Origin of the sequence: Candidatus Tisiphia endosymbiont of Nemotelus uliginosus (assembly GCF_964264835.1) — a bacterium.
GTDB lineage: Bacteria > Pseudomonadota > Alphaproteobacteria > Rickettsiales > Rickettsiaceae > Tisiphia.
On record NZ_OZ183485.1, the window covers coordinates 1,369,195 to 1,383,624 of the forward strand.

The 14,430-nt window shown below is 31.1% G+C and carries 19 protein-coding genes; 12 read left to right on the forward strand and 7 right to left on the reverse strand.

The annotated features are described in order from the left end of the window. Positions 1–3 precede the first annotated feature (3 nt). Both ACFELV_RS06005 and ACFELV_RS06010 read right to left on the reverse strand, forming a co-directional pair. A complete protein-coding gene (locus ACFELV_RS06005; RefSeq protein WP_375327174.1) occupies positions 4–1,311 on the reverse strand; it encodes a hypothetical protein in 1,308 nt (435 codons plus the stop codon). An 878-nt stretch (positions 1,312–2,189) separates the two neighbouring features. Beyond that, a complete protein-coding gene (locus ACFELV_RS06010; RefSeq protein ID WP_375327175.1) occupies positions 2,190–2,900 on the reverse strand; it encodes an IS982 family transposase in 711 nt (236 codons plus the stop codon). Between the two features lie 347 nt (positions 2,901–3,247). Here ACFELV_RS06010 and ACFELV_RS06015 point away from each other — a divergent pair, with 347 nt between their 5' ends. From ACFELV_RS06015 to ACFELV_RS06030, 4 genes are all read left to right on the forward strand, one after another. After that, positions 3,248–3,580: a hypothetical protein gene (locus ACFELV_RS06015; RefSeq protein WP_375327176.1), complete on the forward strand. Its 333-nt coding sequence runs from the start codon at positions 3,248–3,250 to the stop codon at positions 3,578–3,580. Between the two features lie 26 nt (positions 3,581–3,606). Next, on the forward strand, positions 3,607–3,840 hold the full coding sequence (locus tag ACFELV_RS06020; protein ID WP_375327177.1) for a hypothetical protein: 234 nt from the start codon (positions 3,607–3,609) through the stop codon (positions 3,838–3,840). Between the two features lie 96 nt (positions 3,841–3,936). Further along, positions 3,937–4,152, forward strand: coding sequence for an ATP-binding protein (locus ACFELV_RS06025; RefSeq protein WP_375327538.1), 216 nt, complete (start codon positions 3,937–3,939; stop codon positions 4,150–4,152). Between the two features lie 140 nt (positions 4,153–4,292). Next, the gene (locus ACFELV_RS06030) at positions 4,293–6,137 is read left to right on the forward strand and encodes an AAA family ATPase (RefSeq protein ID WP_375327178.1); all 1,845 of its coding nucleotides are present in this window, start codon (positions 4,293–4,295) and stop codon (positions 6,135–6,137) included. Between the two features lie 41 nt (positions 6,138–6,178). Here ACFELV_RS06030 and ACFELV_RS06035 read toward each other — a convergent pair whose 3' ends face one another. After that, a complete protein-coding gene (locus ACFELV_RS06035; protein ID WP_375327179.1) occupies positions 6,179–6,472 on the reverse strand; it encodes a hypothetical protein in 294 nt (97 codons plus the stop codon). A gap of 396 nt (positions 6,473–6,868) precedes the next feature. Between ACFELV_RS06035 and ACFELV_RS06040 the strand changes: the two genes are divergently transcribed. From ACFELV_RS06040 to ACFELV_RS06060, 5 genes are all read left to right on the forward strand, one after another. Next, entirely contained in the window at positions 6,869–7,051 is a 183-nt protein-coding gene (locus tag ACFELV_RS06040) for a hypothetical protein (protein WP_375327180.1), read from the forward strand. A 77-nt stretch (positions 7,052–7,128) separates the two neighbouring features. Beyond that, entirely contained in the window at positions 7,129–7,608 is a 480-nt protein-coding gene (locus ACFELV_RS06045) for an IS630 transposase-related protein (protein ID WP_375327181.1), read from the forward strand. Next, positions 7,601–7,729: a hypothetical protein gene (locus ACFELV_RS06050; protein WP_375327182.1), complete on the forward strand. Its 129-nt coding sequence runs from the start codon at positions 7,601–7,603 to the stop codon at positions 7,727–7,729. Before ACFELV_RS06045 ends, ACFELV_RS06050 begins: the two co-directional genes overlap by 8 nt. A gap of 44 nt (positions 7,730–7,773) precedes the next feature. Beyond that, complete coding sequence (locus ACFELV_RS06055) at positions 7,774–8,502, forward strand: DDE-type integrase/transposase/recombinase (RefSeq protein ID WP_375327183.1); 729 nt, start codon at positions 7,774–7,776, stop codon at positions 8,500–8,502. Between the two features lie 76 nt (positions 8,503–8,578). Beyond that, positions 8,579–9,667: an IS481 family transposase gene (locus tag ACFELV_RS06060; RefSeq protein WP_375326314.1), complete on the forward strand. Its 1,089-nt coding sequence runs from the start codon at positions 8,579–8,581 to the stop codon at positions 9,665–9,667. Positions 9,668–9,777: 110 nt separating this feature from the next. Here ACFELV_RS06060 and ACFELV_RS06065 read toward each other — a convergent pair whose 3' ends face one another. The 4 genes from ACFELV_RS06065 to ACFELV_RS06080 form a co-directional block, all read right to left on the reverse strand. Continuing rightward, the gene (locus tag ACFELV_RS06065) at positions 9,778–11,064 is read right to left on the reverse strand and encodes a hypothetical protein (protein ID WP_375327184.1); all 1,287 of its coding nucleotides are present in this window, start codon (positions 11,062–11,064) and stop codon (positions 9,778–9,780) included. 479 nt (positions 11,065–11,543) lie between these two features. Next, positions 11,544–12,050, reverse strand: coding sequence for a transposase (locus tag ACFELV_RS06070; protein WP_375326848.1), 507 nt, complete (start codon positions 12,048–12,050; stop codon positions 11,544–11,546). After that, positions 12,007–12,351, reverse strand: coding sequence for a transposase (locus ACFELV_RS06075; RefSeq protein ID WP_375326849.1), 345 nt, complete (start codon positions 12,349–12,351; stop codon positions 12,007–12,009). The genes ACFELV_RS06070 and ACFELV_RS06075 overlap by 44 nt, the downstream gene beginning before the upstream one ends. A gap of 63 nt (positions 12,352–12,414) precedes the next feature. Continuing rightward, positions 12,415–12,735: a recombinase family protein gene (locus tag ACFELV_RS06080; protein ID WP_375327185.1), complete on the reverse strand. Its 321-nt coding sequence runs from the start codon at positions 12,733–12,735 to the stop codon at positions 12,415–12,417. Positions 12,736–13,049: 314 nt separating this feature from the next. Between ACFELV_RS06080 and ACFELV_RS06085 the strand changes: the two genes are divergently transcribed. The 3 genes from ACFELV_RS06085 to ACFELV_RS06095 all read left to right on the forward strand — a co-directional run bounded on the left by ACFELV_RS06085 (position 13,050) and on the right by ACFELV_RS06095 (position 14,399). Continuing rightward, the gene (locus ACFELV_RS06085) at positions 13,050–13,187 is read left to right on the forward strand and encodes a hypothetical protein (protein ID WP_375327186.1); all 138 of its coding nucleotides are present in this window, start codon (positions 13,050–13,052) and stop codon (positions 13,185–13,187) included. Between the two features lie 105 nt (positions 13,188–13,292). Beyond that, positions 13,293–13,826 (forward strand): condensation domain-containing protein, encoded by a 534-nt coding sequence (locus ACFELV_RS06090; RefSeq protein ID WP_375327187.1) that lies wholly within the window; start codon positions 13,293–13,295, stop codon positions 13,824–13,826. A gap of 81 nt (positions 13,827–13,907) precedes the next feature. Beyond that, entirely contained in the window at positions 13,908–14,399 is a 492-nt protein-coding gene (locus ACFELV_RS06095) for a hypothetical protein (RefSeq protein ID WP_375327188.1), read from the forward strand. The last annotated feature ends 31 nt before the right edge of the window (positions 14,400–14,430 follow it).

Here is a 14,430-nt window from a genome sequence, read left to right on the forward strand (position 1 = left end):
TATTCACTCAAGTTCAGGTAATTCATTTTTTTGTTTGTACTTTGCAAAATTTATTACCTTAGTTTTATCTTTATTAGTGATAATATTTTTACGTAATGCAATTTCTATTATATTTTTTTTATTTTCAGTAAATATTTTATAGTTTAATCCATGTGTCTTTAAAGATTGAAATATTTTACTACAACTTAGTAAAAATGGATCTATAGTTTCTAAAATCAAACTGTTAGATAAATTTATCATTGTTGCTTCTGTTAATACAAACCCTTCGTGAGAAATAATCAGTTTATCAGTAGTAAATGTTATCAATAATGATTTAGGGGTATCACTTTGATCTTCCATAAATTTTAGCACATTATAAACTATACTAAAAATTATTTGGTAAAAAACATGCTGCCCACAATCTATTACTAGTTTATCTGATTTATATTGATATGTTATGGCAGTATATAAAAAATGATCTGCAAAATAATCCTGCAGATAACTAATTAATTTCTTAACATCAATCTCTGTTGTAAAATGATTAGTAAAACAAATTGGAAATAAATAGTTGCTGGGATCTATTTTGTCTAATTTAATTTCCTGATCATGATCAACTTTTAATTGTTGTTTTATATATTCTTCAGTTGCACTTCTAATAAAAAAACTATTTAAGTTTTTACTAGCTTTTTTATATAAATTTAAGGCATTATTCATCTTATTTAGAGCGAATAAATCATCTTCTAATTGTTCTATCTTTAAGATAGTACTGAGCCTTGTTTGCAGATATAGATATAAAATGATAGGACAAAGGATAAGAGAAACCGTTATATTTAAGAATAAATATTTGTATAATTTATTAGTATTACTGAAATAATAATTAGAGTTAGGATTAATATCCAATTTGACTAAAAGCTTTGTATTATTATTAATTTTATGATGTTTGGTTATTAAATAATTATGGTTATTAACATTATTAGTAATTATATTATTGCCATTAAGTTCTATTTTATAAAGAAGATAAGTTGGAAATATTTTGGCAATTATGTCTTTTAAATTCTGTAAATCAAATATCAACATATTTTTGAAATTATTAACATAAAGTGCAGATTGATCGGATAAGATAAAATTAAATAAGCCATTTTGAGTTAATCTTGATTCATTATCTTGATTAATAAATTTCTTAAGGAGCAAAAAAGTTTTATCAAATAAACTTGGATTTAAAGCTGTTTCTATGTCTGTTGCTAATAAAGTGATTATATTATGTTGAACAGCCTCTAGAACTAACTTATCCTTCTCTTTTTGATTATATTGAAGATATTGACATATGCTCATGTTATACAATAAAAATATAACAATAGTCACTATATACGGAATTAACCTTCTATTGAAAAAACGCTGCATTTGACACGGTATTATATATTTCTAGTAATTATGTTAACATAGTTATAAAAAGTAATAGTAGTTTTTTTAGCATAAACCTTTAGTGTACTATTACCTCAAATATTTCTGTTCTAAATAATGAATTAAGTTCTTAATCTATATAAGCATTTTTATCTTACTAAATATAATCTTGTTTTCACCTGTTAAATTTTAGTTTTAACTATTTTTAAACATTTTGTACAAGGTCTATTAATTATTAAAATGGTTTTATCCTAATATTATATTTAGTTGCAAAACTGGATTTTAATATTAACAATGTTGTTATAAGAAGCTATGTTTCTTGATAACTTTATGCTGCTTATATGCTGTTTTTATTACAAGGTATGGCCATAATATGAATAAAGATTGACAGGTAATGCAATTTTACCTACACTTTAAGCTTTAACCTTGATAATAGGGAAAATAATGCCATGAGTGTTCAGGCTGGAGCAGTTGAAATACAAGCTAATAATGCTGTATCTACTTCTTATATAAATGATAGTGGTGGGGTCGCAAAAATTAGAGCGTCTGATTTGGGACCAGAGGGTCGGGAGTTCAAATCTCTCTGCCCCGACCATATACCTCTCAGCTTTTTAGAATTTTATAATTGCCTTCAAAAATCCGTATGCTGCCTATATGCTGGTTTGCAATTAAGTTATAGGTACTATAATTGCTCAAAAACCCTTTCTAGAACTGATGTTCAGCAGGCAGGGTTATGCAGCAATTAGTCAACTTTTCCTCTTCTACTATCGATTATATTTCTGCTAATAGTAACCAATATTTAACCCCGACTATGGATAAGAGGTTTTAGGTTTAGTAGGTTTAATTTGATAAGCAATTAAGGCAGCAAATAAAGAAGCAAAGAAATTTGTTGGTGATCTGTGCTTGTTAGGTCTTATATTAAACTGCTCTTTGATATAGCCAAATATTGTCTCAATGATAAAACGCTTTCTAAGCATTATTTTATCAATTATAGGCATTAAATAGTTCTGCATATTTTTCTTTATACCAGTTATTAACACTAACCCTCGGTGATACAGTCGACAGAAAAGCTCTTTTGATAAGTACCCTTTATCCCCATAACATTTACCTATCAGACCTTTACTCACTACCATAGCTTCAAAGGCCTTACGATCATCTACATTACCTTGAGTAATTTTAATAGCTATTATTTCACTTTGATTGTTAATAATCATATGCAGTTTAAATCCATAAAAATAATCTATAGAACTATGCCCTCGTGCTGCAAGCCCTGCAAAAGTCTTATGACTTGTAATCCTAATATTTTTACATACTGCTAAATAAGTTGAGTCCACATAATATATACCAGTCTTATTGCCACTTAAATAATGCATCATTACTATAAGCGGTATAAATAATGATGGAATTAATTGAATAAATCGGTCATAACATGGTGGGTTGCTGAATAAAGATCCTTTTATTACTTCTGAGTTATAATATAATTTTAAATTTTTATAAGGACTAAAATGATAAAATATCATTATTGATATTGCTTTTTAGCGATAACTTTCCTTCTCTTATACGTTGTCTGTTGCCTTGTAACAACTTATGTTTTCTCCATTCTTGATAAATTTTACAAAAATCATCTACTATTGTAAAAATTGTACTATACTTACACATGTTATTAAACCTTATTGCTTGCTTTTTTTCTAAGGTTTAATAACACTTCCTACTCTTTATTCAACTCTTTTCTTCCTCTCCTTATCCATAGTCGGGGTTACCTACAATATTTGCCACAGCGACCCCAGCATCTGCACAAGAGATTCGCATAATTAGCTGTCACGATCATTATGTTGATATTACTAAATTTAACATCCTAGAGTTGGAATTGCAACAAATAAAAGCAAAGTTACAGACAGCTGAAATAATTCAAATAAATTTGCTCAAAAATATTGGCAATAACATTAGTACTCCTGGTAAGAGAACTTTTGCGCAATTAGTTGCGCTTTATGAGGGGGAGCAAAATCCTGAAGTAAACAATCATTTGTCTAGCATTATGGAAGCGGCTAAAGCTTTGCTGGATTCCTCTAATGATCTATATGAGTTTTTGCAATGTTATACAGGGCTAACTTCTGTAGCTTTAAAAGAATTTAATCCTAAAAAATTAATAGAGCAATCTATAGACAAAGCCACACCAGCCGCACATTATATAAGGGAATAAGACTAGTCTCTAATATTCATTACGAAATGCCAGATGTTTTGGTAGGTGATAGCTATAGATTGCAAGCAATATTGGATCAGCTAGTTGGCAATAGTATTAAATTTACTAAAGAAAGAGTTATCGTAATTACCGCTAATTTATTTCCTGCTAAAAGATTAAGAACAACTGAAAATGATTTTGCTGATAACAGGCAAGCACAAGATGATAGCGATAGGATATTACAGTTTATTGTCCATGATACTGGTATTGGTATAGCTTAGATCAGTAGGATACAAACAAGATAACATACCAAAGGCATAATAGATATGCACACTTGGAGATACATATAGTGTCAGCACCTTAACGATTTATGCCATATCTCTCAAGAAAAACAGCAACATATTTGTGAAGAGCTCGGTAGTCTTAGTTCTTCTACCCAGTGTAAAGAGCTAGGTTTAGGGTTAATGTTTGTGAGACAGATGATCCATGAAATGAACGGTGCAATTGAATTATCAAGTGAAGAAGAAAAAACCACTACTGTTGAGTGTAAAATACCAGTGAAATTACCAAGTAGTACGGATTATACTAGTTAGGCTACAACAGTTGCTGTAAGACTCATAAACTTACAGCAATAGATTATTTGCTTAAATTTACTTAAGTATCCAACTTAATTATGCTATAATTTCTTATACGTATAACGATCTAGAATAATTCTCAAATATAATCAATTAATATGATCAGTAAACTTTCGGATACTAATTCAATACATCAAGCTATTACTCCTCTTCCAGCTAGTAATAAGCTACCTAGAATGTTAGTAGGTACCGATGAGTTTTATGATTTAGTAGTTAATAGCGATGTATTCGTAGATAAAAGCCTAATGATTATGGAAATACTACAAGATAGTGGTAAAGTGATTCTTATTACCCGTCCAAGGCGCTGGGGTAAGAGCTTGAATATGAATATGCTCCAGAAATTTTTTGAGATAGAGTTGGATGAAACAGGCGTACCCTTACCGGAAGATCAGAAGTTAAATAACAAGCTATTTACGGGTGGGACAGTAGATTTAGGTATTAAGGGTCAAATGACTCTTGCGCCTTTAAAGATTAATGGTAATGAATATGCCATGGTTCAACAAGGTAATTATCCTGTAATCTCCATAAACTTTAAAGATGTTAAAGGTAGTAGTTATCAGGAAATTGAGAATGGAATAAAACGGCAAATTATAGGTTTATTTTTACAGCACCAATATTTAGAACGGTACATAAGAAAAAATACAGGGTTGCTACAAGATGTACAAAAAAAGGAGTTGAAGAAATACTTTACAGGAGAACTTGATACAGATGATCTAAAAAGTAGTTTGAAATTTTTAAGTGAATTACTTTTTAGGCACTTTGGTCAGAAAGTTTACATACTAATCGATGAATATGATACGCCGATCAATAGTTCGTACATTAAGTTTGGCTCCAGGCCAGAAGAATTCGAGCGGGTACTTGAATTATTCCAAGGAATGTTTGGTAGTGGCCTAAAAACCAATACATCCTTAGAAAAAGGAGTCATTACTGGCATATTACGTATTGCTAAAGCTAACTTGTTCTCAGATCTAAATAATGTTAGTGAATATACCTTACTTGATGAGAATTTTTCTGAGTTCTATGGATTTACCCAAGAAGAAGTCGATGCATTACTAAGAAAAGTACCAACTCAAACTAATCCTAATCAAATTAAAGATTGGTATAATGGTTATACTTTTGGTGGAGAAATAATCTACAATCCATGGTCAATTATGCAATGTCTTGCACATAAGGGTAAGTTAGATCATTACTGGTTAGATAGCGGTGGTACTTCCCTTGTTGATAAAGCGCTACTATCAGATGAAATGCAGGAAGATTTACAGGATTTAATTACTGGTAAAAATATTACTTCAACTATTGTTAAACAAATAAGTTTTGCTGACATTAATAAACCAGTAGGGCTATTTAGTTTATTGCTATTTAGCGGTTACTTAAACCCAACTGCTAAAAGCCACGAGAAAAATATCTATGAGTTATCCATCCCTAATGAAGAAGTAAAATATATCTATGAAACAAGGGTATTACAATGGGTTACTGATCAATTAAAGATCGATAGTTCACGGTATTATTCCTTTGTTAACTTGTTACCTAGAGGCAAGCTAGAGGAATTTAAAGAAAAACTACAGAAGTGGTTGTTAAACGCCACTAGTTTTCATCAAACAGGCATTACTAGAGCTGAACTATTTTATAGCGGTTTTATGCTTGGTTTAATTAATATGCTTGCACCTGATTATATCATAGAAAGTGAAAAAGAAACAGGGGATGGTAGAGCTGATATTATCTTAGTTCCTCAAGTAGGTAGGGCTGAGAACGCTATTATTATTGAGTACAAGGTTTCTAAGTCTACCGAAGAGCTAGAATCCGTAGCTAAGTCTGGTTTATCACAGATCAATGATAAGAGATATGATACTAAAATCAAGGAACATAAACACGTTAAAAAGATCATAAAGATCTCTATGGCTTTTTGCGGTAAGGAAGTTGCCCTGCAATACCAAATAGATTAACTCTATCTTCCTACTCTACTGAAAACTATTAGTAATAACAGTTAGCCATTAGTTTTGGAGTTTGTTTTAGCAGCCCTGTGCTTTTTAGCTAATAATTTACGGGGATCGAGAGTAGTTTTAGCTAATTGTATAAATTCCTTTAATATAGGATGTTGTTTATTCTGCTCATTCATAGCAAATAGTAGGAATCCTGCAAGTAGCTGATCATCAATAGTCATGGCATTACAACTATTAACGATTTCTAATAAATCCTCTCTGCGGGTTATTAATACTTTTTGTTTTTTCTCCTCAATTTTTTTCAGTTTTTCTAGTGCTGTTACCGGATCTCTTGGCATAATATGGCACTGTTAACAAAGTTCCTTAATCGGCTAATAATAACGTTTTAGAACCAAAATTATTGTAGTTTTTTACACTACTAGTGACTTAAATTTGGCAGATTATCAAAATTTGATAGCAAAAAAGATAAAAATTATCTAGAAAAATTACTTTGTTAACAGTGCCATTAGGAATTTTATTAAAGTTATACCCTTAAAAGGTGTATATTTACCTAATGATTCTAACTTAACTCCAGAAGATTTTTACGATACTAAGCTTTATCAAAAACGACATATTATTGAAAGACTTTTTGGGAGACTTAAAGAAAACAAACGAATTGCTATGCGATTTGATAAACTTGACTGTACCTTCCTCAACTTTATCGCTCTTGCTCTTATTAAAGCTTATAATTTATTTTGTTAACAGTGCCATACCAAGCTATTTTTAGTCAAAAAGACTTACGGCAAGCCTTGCAAAAACTAGAGGATAACACAATACAAGAGCAAGTAATAAAACAAGTAATGAATTCCCCCAGATTAGTAAAATTATACCACCAAGATGGCAAGGTAACAAGTTATTATACTACTGCCGAAGTATAGCTTAAGTCATTGAGGTATGGACAAGTTAAGGGGGAAGAGATATAAGATTTAGGGAAGATAATAAAGAGAGAGAATACATGGCATCACCTTATCCATATGAATTACGCATAAGAGTTATATCGGCCCTAGAATCTAAGATGCCAGTAGCAAAGATAATGGGAATATTTAAGATTTGTAGAGAGACAGTATATAAATGGCAGAAGATTAAAGAAAGCACTGGTGATATCAAAGCTAAGTCTGGTTATCAGAATGGATATAGTCGGAAGCTAATAAAAGATAAAACAGAGTTTTTAGAATTCATGAAGATAAATGAGGGAAAAAGTATAAAAGAGATTGCAGAGCTAATGCCCAATAGAATGTCGAGCTCAACAATTAAGCGTGCTTTAAAAAGCTTTAATTACACATATAAAAAAACCTTTTATCACCCCAAGAGGGATATAGTAGCAAGAGAGAAGTTTCAGGCAGAGATCATCCAAATTCCACAAGAAAAGCTAGTATATCTTGATGAATCTGGGATAGAAGATAACGCCTGTCCTCTATATGGTTGGCATGGCTAATAACTATCAAAATAAAGCAACCTGGCTAAAAGATCTGGCGGCAGACGCATTTTACCAAAAAACCAAAACTCAGGATCAAAAGGAACAACATATTGCAGAAGCTAAAATCAAATATGTATGATTCATGGAGATTGTTTCAAAATAAAGATATGCTAGAATGTCCAAATGGACAAACTACAAAAAACACGTTTAGGCTGGATAAAATCTTACCAAGAATTAAAGGATGCGGGCATAACATGCCGTAGATGCGGTATTTCTAGACCTACTTTAAGGAAGTGGCTAAGGAGATATAAAAAAGATGGTATAGATAGTTTAAAAGAGCATAGCCGTGCACCTCATAAAATAGAAAGAAAGGTAACAATAGACCATGAGAAACTTATCTTGTCGTTACGAAGCGAACGAAAATTAGGGGTAAGGAGAGTTCAAAGTGAGATAAAAAGATTGTATGAGATGCCTTTATTCTTAGCTACTATACATAAGATTTTTAAGAATAGTGACGTTCCATATTTACAGAAGAAGCGCCATTACCGTAAACAAGCAAAAAGGTATAACTGCAAGCTACCAGGAGAAAGAGTACAAATGGATGTTTGCAAAATAGCTAACAATTTATATCAGTACACTGCTATAGATGATTGTACTAGATATAAGGTTTTAGCTTTATATAAAAGACGTACTGCAGAAAATACTTTAGATTTTTTAGATCAGGTAATGGAACGTATGCCATTCCCAATACAGCGTATTCACACTGATAGGAGGCAAGAGTTTTTTGCTTATGAAGTTCAAGAGAGATTAAAAGAATATGCGATTAAGTTTCGTCCTATTAAACCTACTATAAACATTATTTTGTCTGGCACCCTAAATCAATTCCTAACCGGACATATACGGATTTATTAATAATGCCCTTATCTGAAGTAGTTGAGATTTAATCTTACATTTAGTAAAATAAACAAATTATTAAATGGAGATTAAAATGAATTTAAATCAGAAAATAATAAGACCAAAAATAGGATTACTTGAACTAGCAAAAAGCTTAGGAAATGTATCTAGTGCATGTAAGACAATGGGGTATAGCAGAGATAGTTATTATAGATTCAAGGAATTATATGAGAATGGTGGCGATGAAGCCTTGTATGAAATAAGCCGTAAGAAACCCATATTGGCTAATAGAGTTGATCCTATTGTAGAGAAAGCGGTATTAGACATGGCAATAGAGTACCCCGCTTATGGTCAACTTCGTGTATCGAACGAATTAAAAAAAGATGGGATTTTAGTATCTCCCGGCGGCATTAGATCTATCTGGCTTAGGAACGATCTCAATAATCTTAAGAAACGGCTAGTAGCTTTAGAAACTAAAATGGCTCAGGATGGCATTATACTTACGGAAGCTCAATTACGTGTCTTGGAGAATCGTAAGAATCTTAAAGAGGCACATGGGGAAATAGAGACAGAACATCCAGGCTATCTTGGTTGTCAAGATGTTTACTATGTTGGCAACTTTAAAGGAATAGGTAAGGTTTATGGTCAAACTTTTATCGATAGCTATTCCAGGGTGACGGATGCCAAATTATACACAGACAAAACAGCTATAACCTCTGCTGATATGTTAAATGATAGAGTTCTACCTTGGTACGAAGAACAAGGTATTCCTATACTACGTATATTAACTGATCGTGGTACTGAATATAAAGGAAATATAGAACATCATGCCTTTGAATTGTTTTTAAGTATTGAAGGAATAGAACACACCGTTACAAAAGCATATTCCCCTCAAACTAACGGGATATGTGAGAGGTTTCATAAAACCATGAAAAATGAGTTTTATGATACTGCAATGCGTAAAAAGATTTACAATTCACTTTTTGAATTGCAAAAAGATCTTGATACCTGGTTACGTTATTATAATAACGAACGTCCTCATTCTGGTAAGTATTGTTATGGTAAAACGCCTATGCAAACCTTTAAAGATAGTAAAAAATTAGCGTTTGAAAAAAATAATGAGATCTTGTATCTTGAACACTTATCTGACAGTCAAAATTTATCTGACAATCTAATAAGTTAATTTATGGGGTCTGTAAGATCAAATCTTGACTTCTACACCTTATCTCGACGCATTTATAATGGCCTGAAAAAAATGGAAGGTATATTGTCGTAAATGAAGATTGTAAGGTTCTATGTAATAACATCTGCGGATTGACCCATCATTTCTCTATCTATTTTATCAAATACTTCTACAAACAAAGTATTTAAGTTATCAAAAATATGTTGTGAATGTTCTTCCATTTGTTGTATAAATTCGTGAGTCCATTTATATGAACTTGCGCTAGGCATTAGTCTTAAAGATGACTCATCATCTGAAACACGATCCAACGTTTTTGTTAATGTGTTCATTTTTAAGTCATGATGTTTTATTTCACAACTAAATTTTGCATAAACCGGATCTACTTTATTTAAAGCTATTACCTCAATGCTCTTAGTAGCATCATATGGTGCCCGGACATCATTGGCATCTGCAATTTCAGTAATGCACCTTACCAAATAGGCTATACCACCGCCGGAACCTATGCAGTCTATTAAATAAATTTTATGATCTTTAACATACTCTTTAGTAATCCCCATATGTTGCATGTATTCCTTATATATATCGTGTGATTCAGGTGTTAGTATATTTGCAAGGATACCGTGGACATAATGTGTTTTAATTTGACCTGGGTGACCTGAGATCGCTAGAGATACAGTTTTTATATTAGGTTTAGTATTGGTAATAATTTTTTCAAAAGGATAACGAATTAGCTGCGGAGTATTGCCTGCAAATATTACAACATCATGGTCAGAAACAATTTCTTCTATTTTGTGTGCTGCTACTATTACCTCATGTATTGTAGCATCTTCTGATATTTTTGTATTACGGCTTTCTACATGAGGATGAATATAATCCTCTACTATTTTATATTTTGTAATTAAGGTTAATGCGGCTTCCCACTCTTGTTCTGAAACAAGACCAGGTTGGACTAGAGGCTTCAATATTTTTAATTTCTCACTATTAATTGTTTCTTTAAAGAAATTTTCTATTGTATGTAGACATATTTTAGAGGTATTTTCCCATTCTCTAGCTGCTCTAATTTTTTCTATTACTTCCGAATCTACTATAACTTCTATTATTTCATCTTTGTCATTTAAGGTCTTATAAGTAACGGTGTCAGAAGTTACTTGATATGGTTGGGTTATAATTGTAGTATATGTATAATCAGCAGAATATTTTGTAGTATGTATATATATCGAGTTCTTAATAAAGTTTAAAAATGTTGGAGCTAGCTGTAACATCCTAATATACTGTGCTACGTCCATGACAGCACTCCTTGACTCAGTATCTGAATATTCATCAGGCGTTACAGTAGGAACACCGTTTATATCAACTTCTGTTATAGAAGATATTAATTCATAAGGGTTAGTAGGCATAGTGTGTCTTGCAATTAGATTATATTTCACATTAATCTCAATATATACAATTAACAGAGAATTAGTTTGATATTCTGTCTATTAACTAATATATTAATACTTTAAGTCTTAATAATTATATTGTACCTAATGGCTAAATCTCATATTTTCATTGAGGGTCATTTCTACACCATTCAGCTCAACTATCACCACAGCTCTTCACGGTCATGTTATATACATAAGTTATTATATTGTTTCTGAGTAAAAATACTACTTTTAAATATAATTTCTTACTTGACTCTTAAGATAGCATCAAAGCCATTGCTGTACAGCAATTCCTGGGGGTGAAAATTAAACTCGCAAATGCGCGTTCTTCAGTTAAGGAACTTTCGCTGTGACGCAAAATGACTTATAAGAGAATGGTAAACATTTCTTGTAATCAGCTATCCCCGATAAACTCCCTATCTCCCAGCAATGCTGACCTTTTCTCTATGGCACTGTTAACAAAATAAATTATAAGCTTTAATAAGAGCAAGAGCGATAAAGTTGAGGAAGGTACAGTCAAGTTTATCAAATCGCATAGCAATTCGTTTGTTTTCTTTAAGTCTCCCAAAAAGCCTTTCAATAATGTGTCGTTTTTGATAAAGCTTAGTATCATAAAAATCTTCTGGTGTTAAAGAGGAATAGGTAGGTAAATAAACTCCTTTGAAAGGTATAACTGGAATAGCATTTTTCGATTTAATAAAATTCCTAATATTGCCGTTATCGTATCCCTTGTCTGCTACACCAAAGCCTATTTTTTCCCAAGGCAAATCTTGCCATAGTTGCTCAACTGTTTTACAATCTTGTCTTTGATCGGGAAATAGCTGACAATTAACTACGCTATTTTGAGCAATAGATAAATGCATCGTAGTGCCTATCCCTTTCCTGCCTCTTCCTATTGATTGCGGCCCTCTCTTTTTCTTAAGCACCTCCTCCATGTCTATGGATAGGTATAATTGACCCATCAACAAACACTATATCCATTATCAATTGCTTCAAGCTTTGTAATTGGTATAATAAACGCCAAAAAAATCCATTCTCACTCCATCTTTTATATCTTGTATAAATTGTATGCCAATTACCATATTCTGATGGAATGTCACGCCATGATATGCCAGTCCTTAGCACATATAATACACTACAGAAAAACTTATAGTGACTTACTTTTGTGGGACGACCTGGTTTCTTCAGTTCTCTTCTTATAAACGGCTCTATCAATTCTTCAAACTTACTTTCGCTGATTGGATATTTCCTTTCTTCTTTCATAATTAAACCTTCTTACTTGCTCAATTATTTTAACCCCTATTCCTTCTTTTGTGAACTATTTTGTTAACAGTGCCATAACATGCCCATAGGAGTGGTGGTATCGATATTATTGTCTAAGGAAATAAATTCAATACCTTTTACTTTAAAGTCATTTATAAGTTCTACGAGTTTCATCATCCTACGTCCCAAACGATCAAGACGTACAACGCAGATAATATCTCCTTTTCTCAATTTATTAAAAAGTAGAGTTAGTTGTGTTCTATCGTCTTTGGCCCCAGAGATTTTTTCTTGAAAAATTTCCTGGCCGCCGGCTTCTTCTAATTTTTTTACTTGAATGTCCAAATTCTGCTCATTTTTCGAAACTCTTGCATAACCAAATTTCATTTATACCTTACCTATCAATAATTTTGTTTCAAAAACCTATGTTTTTGGTATCCCTAAATAATAATTTCTATTTAAATATTTAAAAAATTGCCTAATAACCTGATCTTTACTGGGGTTAGCTAGAAAAATCCAGCCCAAAAAGCAACAAGTATAATCACCTAAAAACCTATTTCAAAACTAGTACTAATTGACTTGTAGCACAATACCCTATAAATGTACTAGAATACTAGGATTGGCAGAGATAAAAAATAAAACCGCAAAAATGGGTGTTCTTTCACTAGACCCCTAATAATGGTCAAGAGTTACAAAAGATAATGACTTTAAATTATGATCAATTTTTTACCGAAAGTAAGATAAAAGATATTGATAATAAGATCAAGATAGACAATATAAAAAATATTGTTAGCCAAGTTGATCAAAATGATATTTGTGAGAATCATAACGAGAAATGAGATCTACTTAACTCGTATATTCAAGAACAAGAATTAGACAATTATCCTGCAGTAGAGAGAATAGCTGTAGATTATGATAGAAGAAGCCATGATGATTTTAATTAAATGGCTAACTTAGATGCTATGCTAGAATATTTTAAGCATGAATTAACAAATAAAGAGATTTTAGCATATGTACAAAAACCATTTAATTTGGAAGAAGGATCGTTATATAGATGTAGCTTGATAAAATATCACTCTAATAAATATAGGTTAATAATTGTTTTACATCATGTTATCATAGATGGATCTTCATTTGATTATTTTTGTAATGAGTTGACTTATTATAATAATCCTCTTTATCAAAGTATTTTCTCTATAAAAAAGCAAATATCTGATATATCAAAATTATCTAAAAAATTATCGGAATATATAGAAACAAATAGAGATAGTAGTAAGTTATTTTGGCAAACTAAATTAGCTAATGTTGAACCTTTAAGCTTAAACTTTTTAAAATATACTACTAACCAAAGCTGTCAAAAAGAATTATTAGAATTAGGAAATATAGGAGCAATAAGGTTCTATTTTAATACAAAAGTCTTATTAGAATTGAATCAGGTAAGAAGTGACTATAGCATAACTCCTTATTTATTTGGATAAATAATATATGCAATTTTATTAAATAAATATAGTGGGCAAAATAGATTTGCTATTAGTTATCCCATATCAGTAAAAGAAGGTATGGATTTTATATATGGTGCACATATAAATAATAATATTATTCCTTATGATTTTGATAAGGTAGAAAATATTTTAGATTTATTTGAGCAAATTCAGCATTTTACGAAATCATTAAAATATAAGAAAGTAAAACATAGTTACTTACCTGTATATGATATAGTTTCAGTATCTAATAAAGAGATCTTGAATAATTCATTTATCCAGACAAAGTTAAAAGATCAAATTTTTACATTTGAGAATCTAAAGGTAAGTATCAACACTGACACGAATATTGATTTACCCAATGAATTATTATTTGAGCAAGCAATTCGTAATAACAAAATTAATTATCGTGTTAAATATGCAGTAAATAAAATTGATACAGATTTATTAGTCAAGTTTATAGATTGTTATAAAAAGCTTTTTACAGAAATACTGAATAATGTAGTTACTTTAAAAGATATAACACAAATAATATCAGTTAAAAATTGTAATTTACTTTCAAAAGAGTAATATTATCAAATTATAAATAATTTGTAACGGA

Coding starts and splice junctions, on each gene's coding strand:
- ACFELV_RS06035 (WP_375327179.1), bottom strand. CDS start 6,472: ATGCCAAGAGATCCGGTAACAGCACTAGAAAAACTGAAAAAAATTGAG.
- ACFELV_RS06085 (WP_375327186.1), top strand. CDS start 13,050: ATGACTTTAAATTATGATCAATTTTTTACCGAAAGTAAGATAAAAGAT.
- ACFELV_RS06060 (WP_375326314.1), top strand. CDS start 8,579: ATGAATTTAAATCAGAAAATAATAAGACCAAAAATAGGATTACTTGAA.
- ACFELV_RS06030 (WP_375327178.1), top strand. CDS start 4,293: ATGATCAGTAAACTTTCGGATACTAATTCAATACATCAAGCTATTACT.
- ACFELV_RS06090 (WP_375327187.1), top strand. CDS start 13,293: ATGGCTAACTTAGATGCTATGCTAGAATATTTTAAGCATGAATTAACA.
- ACFELV_RS06055 (WP_375327183.1), top strand. CDS start 7,774: ATGGACAAACTACAAAAAACACGTTTAGGCTGGATAAAATCTTACCAA.
- ACFELV_RS06010 (WP_375327175.1), bottom strand. CDS start 2,900: ATGATATTTTATCATTTTAGTCCTTATAAAAATTTAAAATTATATTAT.
- ACFELV_RS06075 (WP_375326849.1), bottom strand. CDS start 12,351: ATGAAAGAAGAAAGGAAATATCCAATCAGCGAAAGTAAGTTTGAAGAA.
- ACFELV_RS06020 (WP_375327177.1), top strand. CDS start 3,607: ATGCCAGATGTTTTGGTAGGTGATAGCTATAGATTGCAAGCAATATTG.
- ACFELV_RS06005 (WP_375327174.1), bottom strand. CDS start 1,311: ATGAGCATATGTCAATATCTTCAATATAATCAAAAAGAGAAGGATAAG.
- ACFELV_RS06050 (WP_375327182.1), top strand. CDS start 7,601: ATGGCTAATAACTATCAAAATAAAGCAACCTGGCTAAAAGATCTGGCG.
- ACFELV_RS06065 (WP_375327184.1), bottom strand. CDS start 11,064: ATGCCTACTAACCCTTATGAATTAATATCTTCTATAACAGAAGTTGAT.
- ACFELV_RS06080 (WP_375327185.1), bottom strand. CDS start 12,735: ATGAAATTTGGTTATGCAAGAGTTTCGAAAAATGAGCAGAATTTGGAC.
- ACFELV_RS06095 (WP_375327188.1), top strand. CDS start 13,908: ATGGATTTTATATATGGTGCACATATAAATAATAATATTATTCCTTAT.
- ACFELV_RS06045 (WP_375327181.1), top strand. CDS start 7,129: ATGGCATCACCTTATCCATATGAATTACGCATAAGAGTTATATCGGCC.
- ACFELV_RS06070 (WP_375326848.1), bottom strand. CDS start 12,050: ATGGGTCAATTATACCTATCCATAGACATGGAGGAGGTGCTTAAGAAA.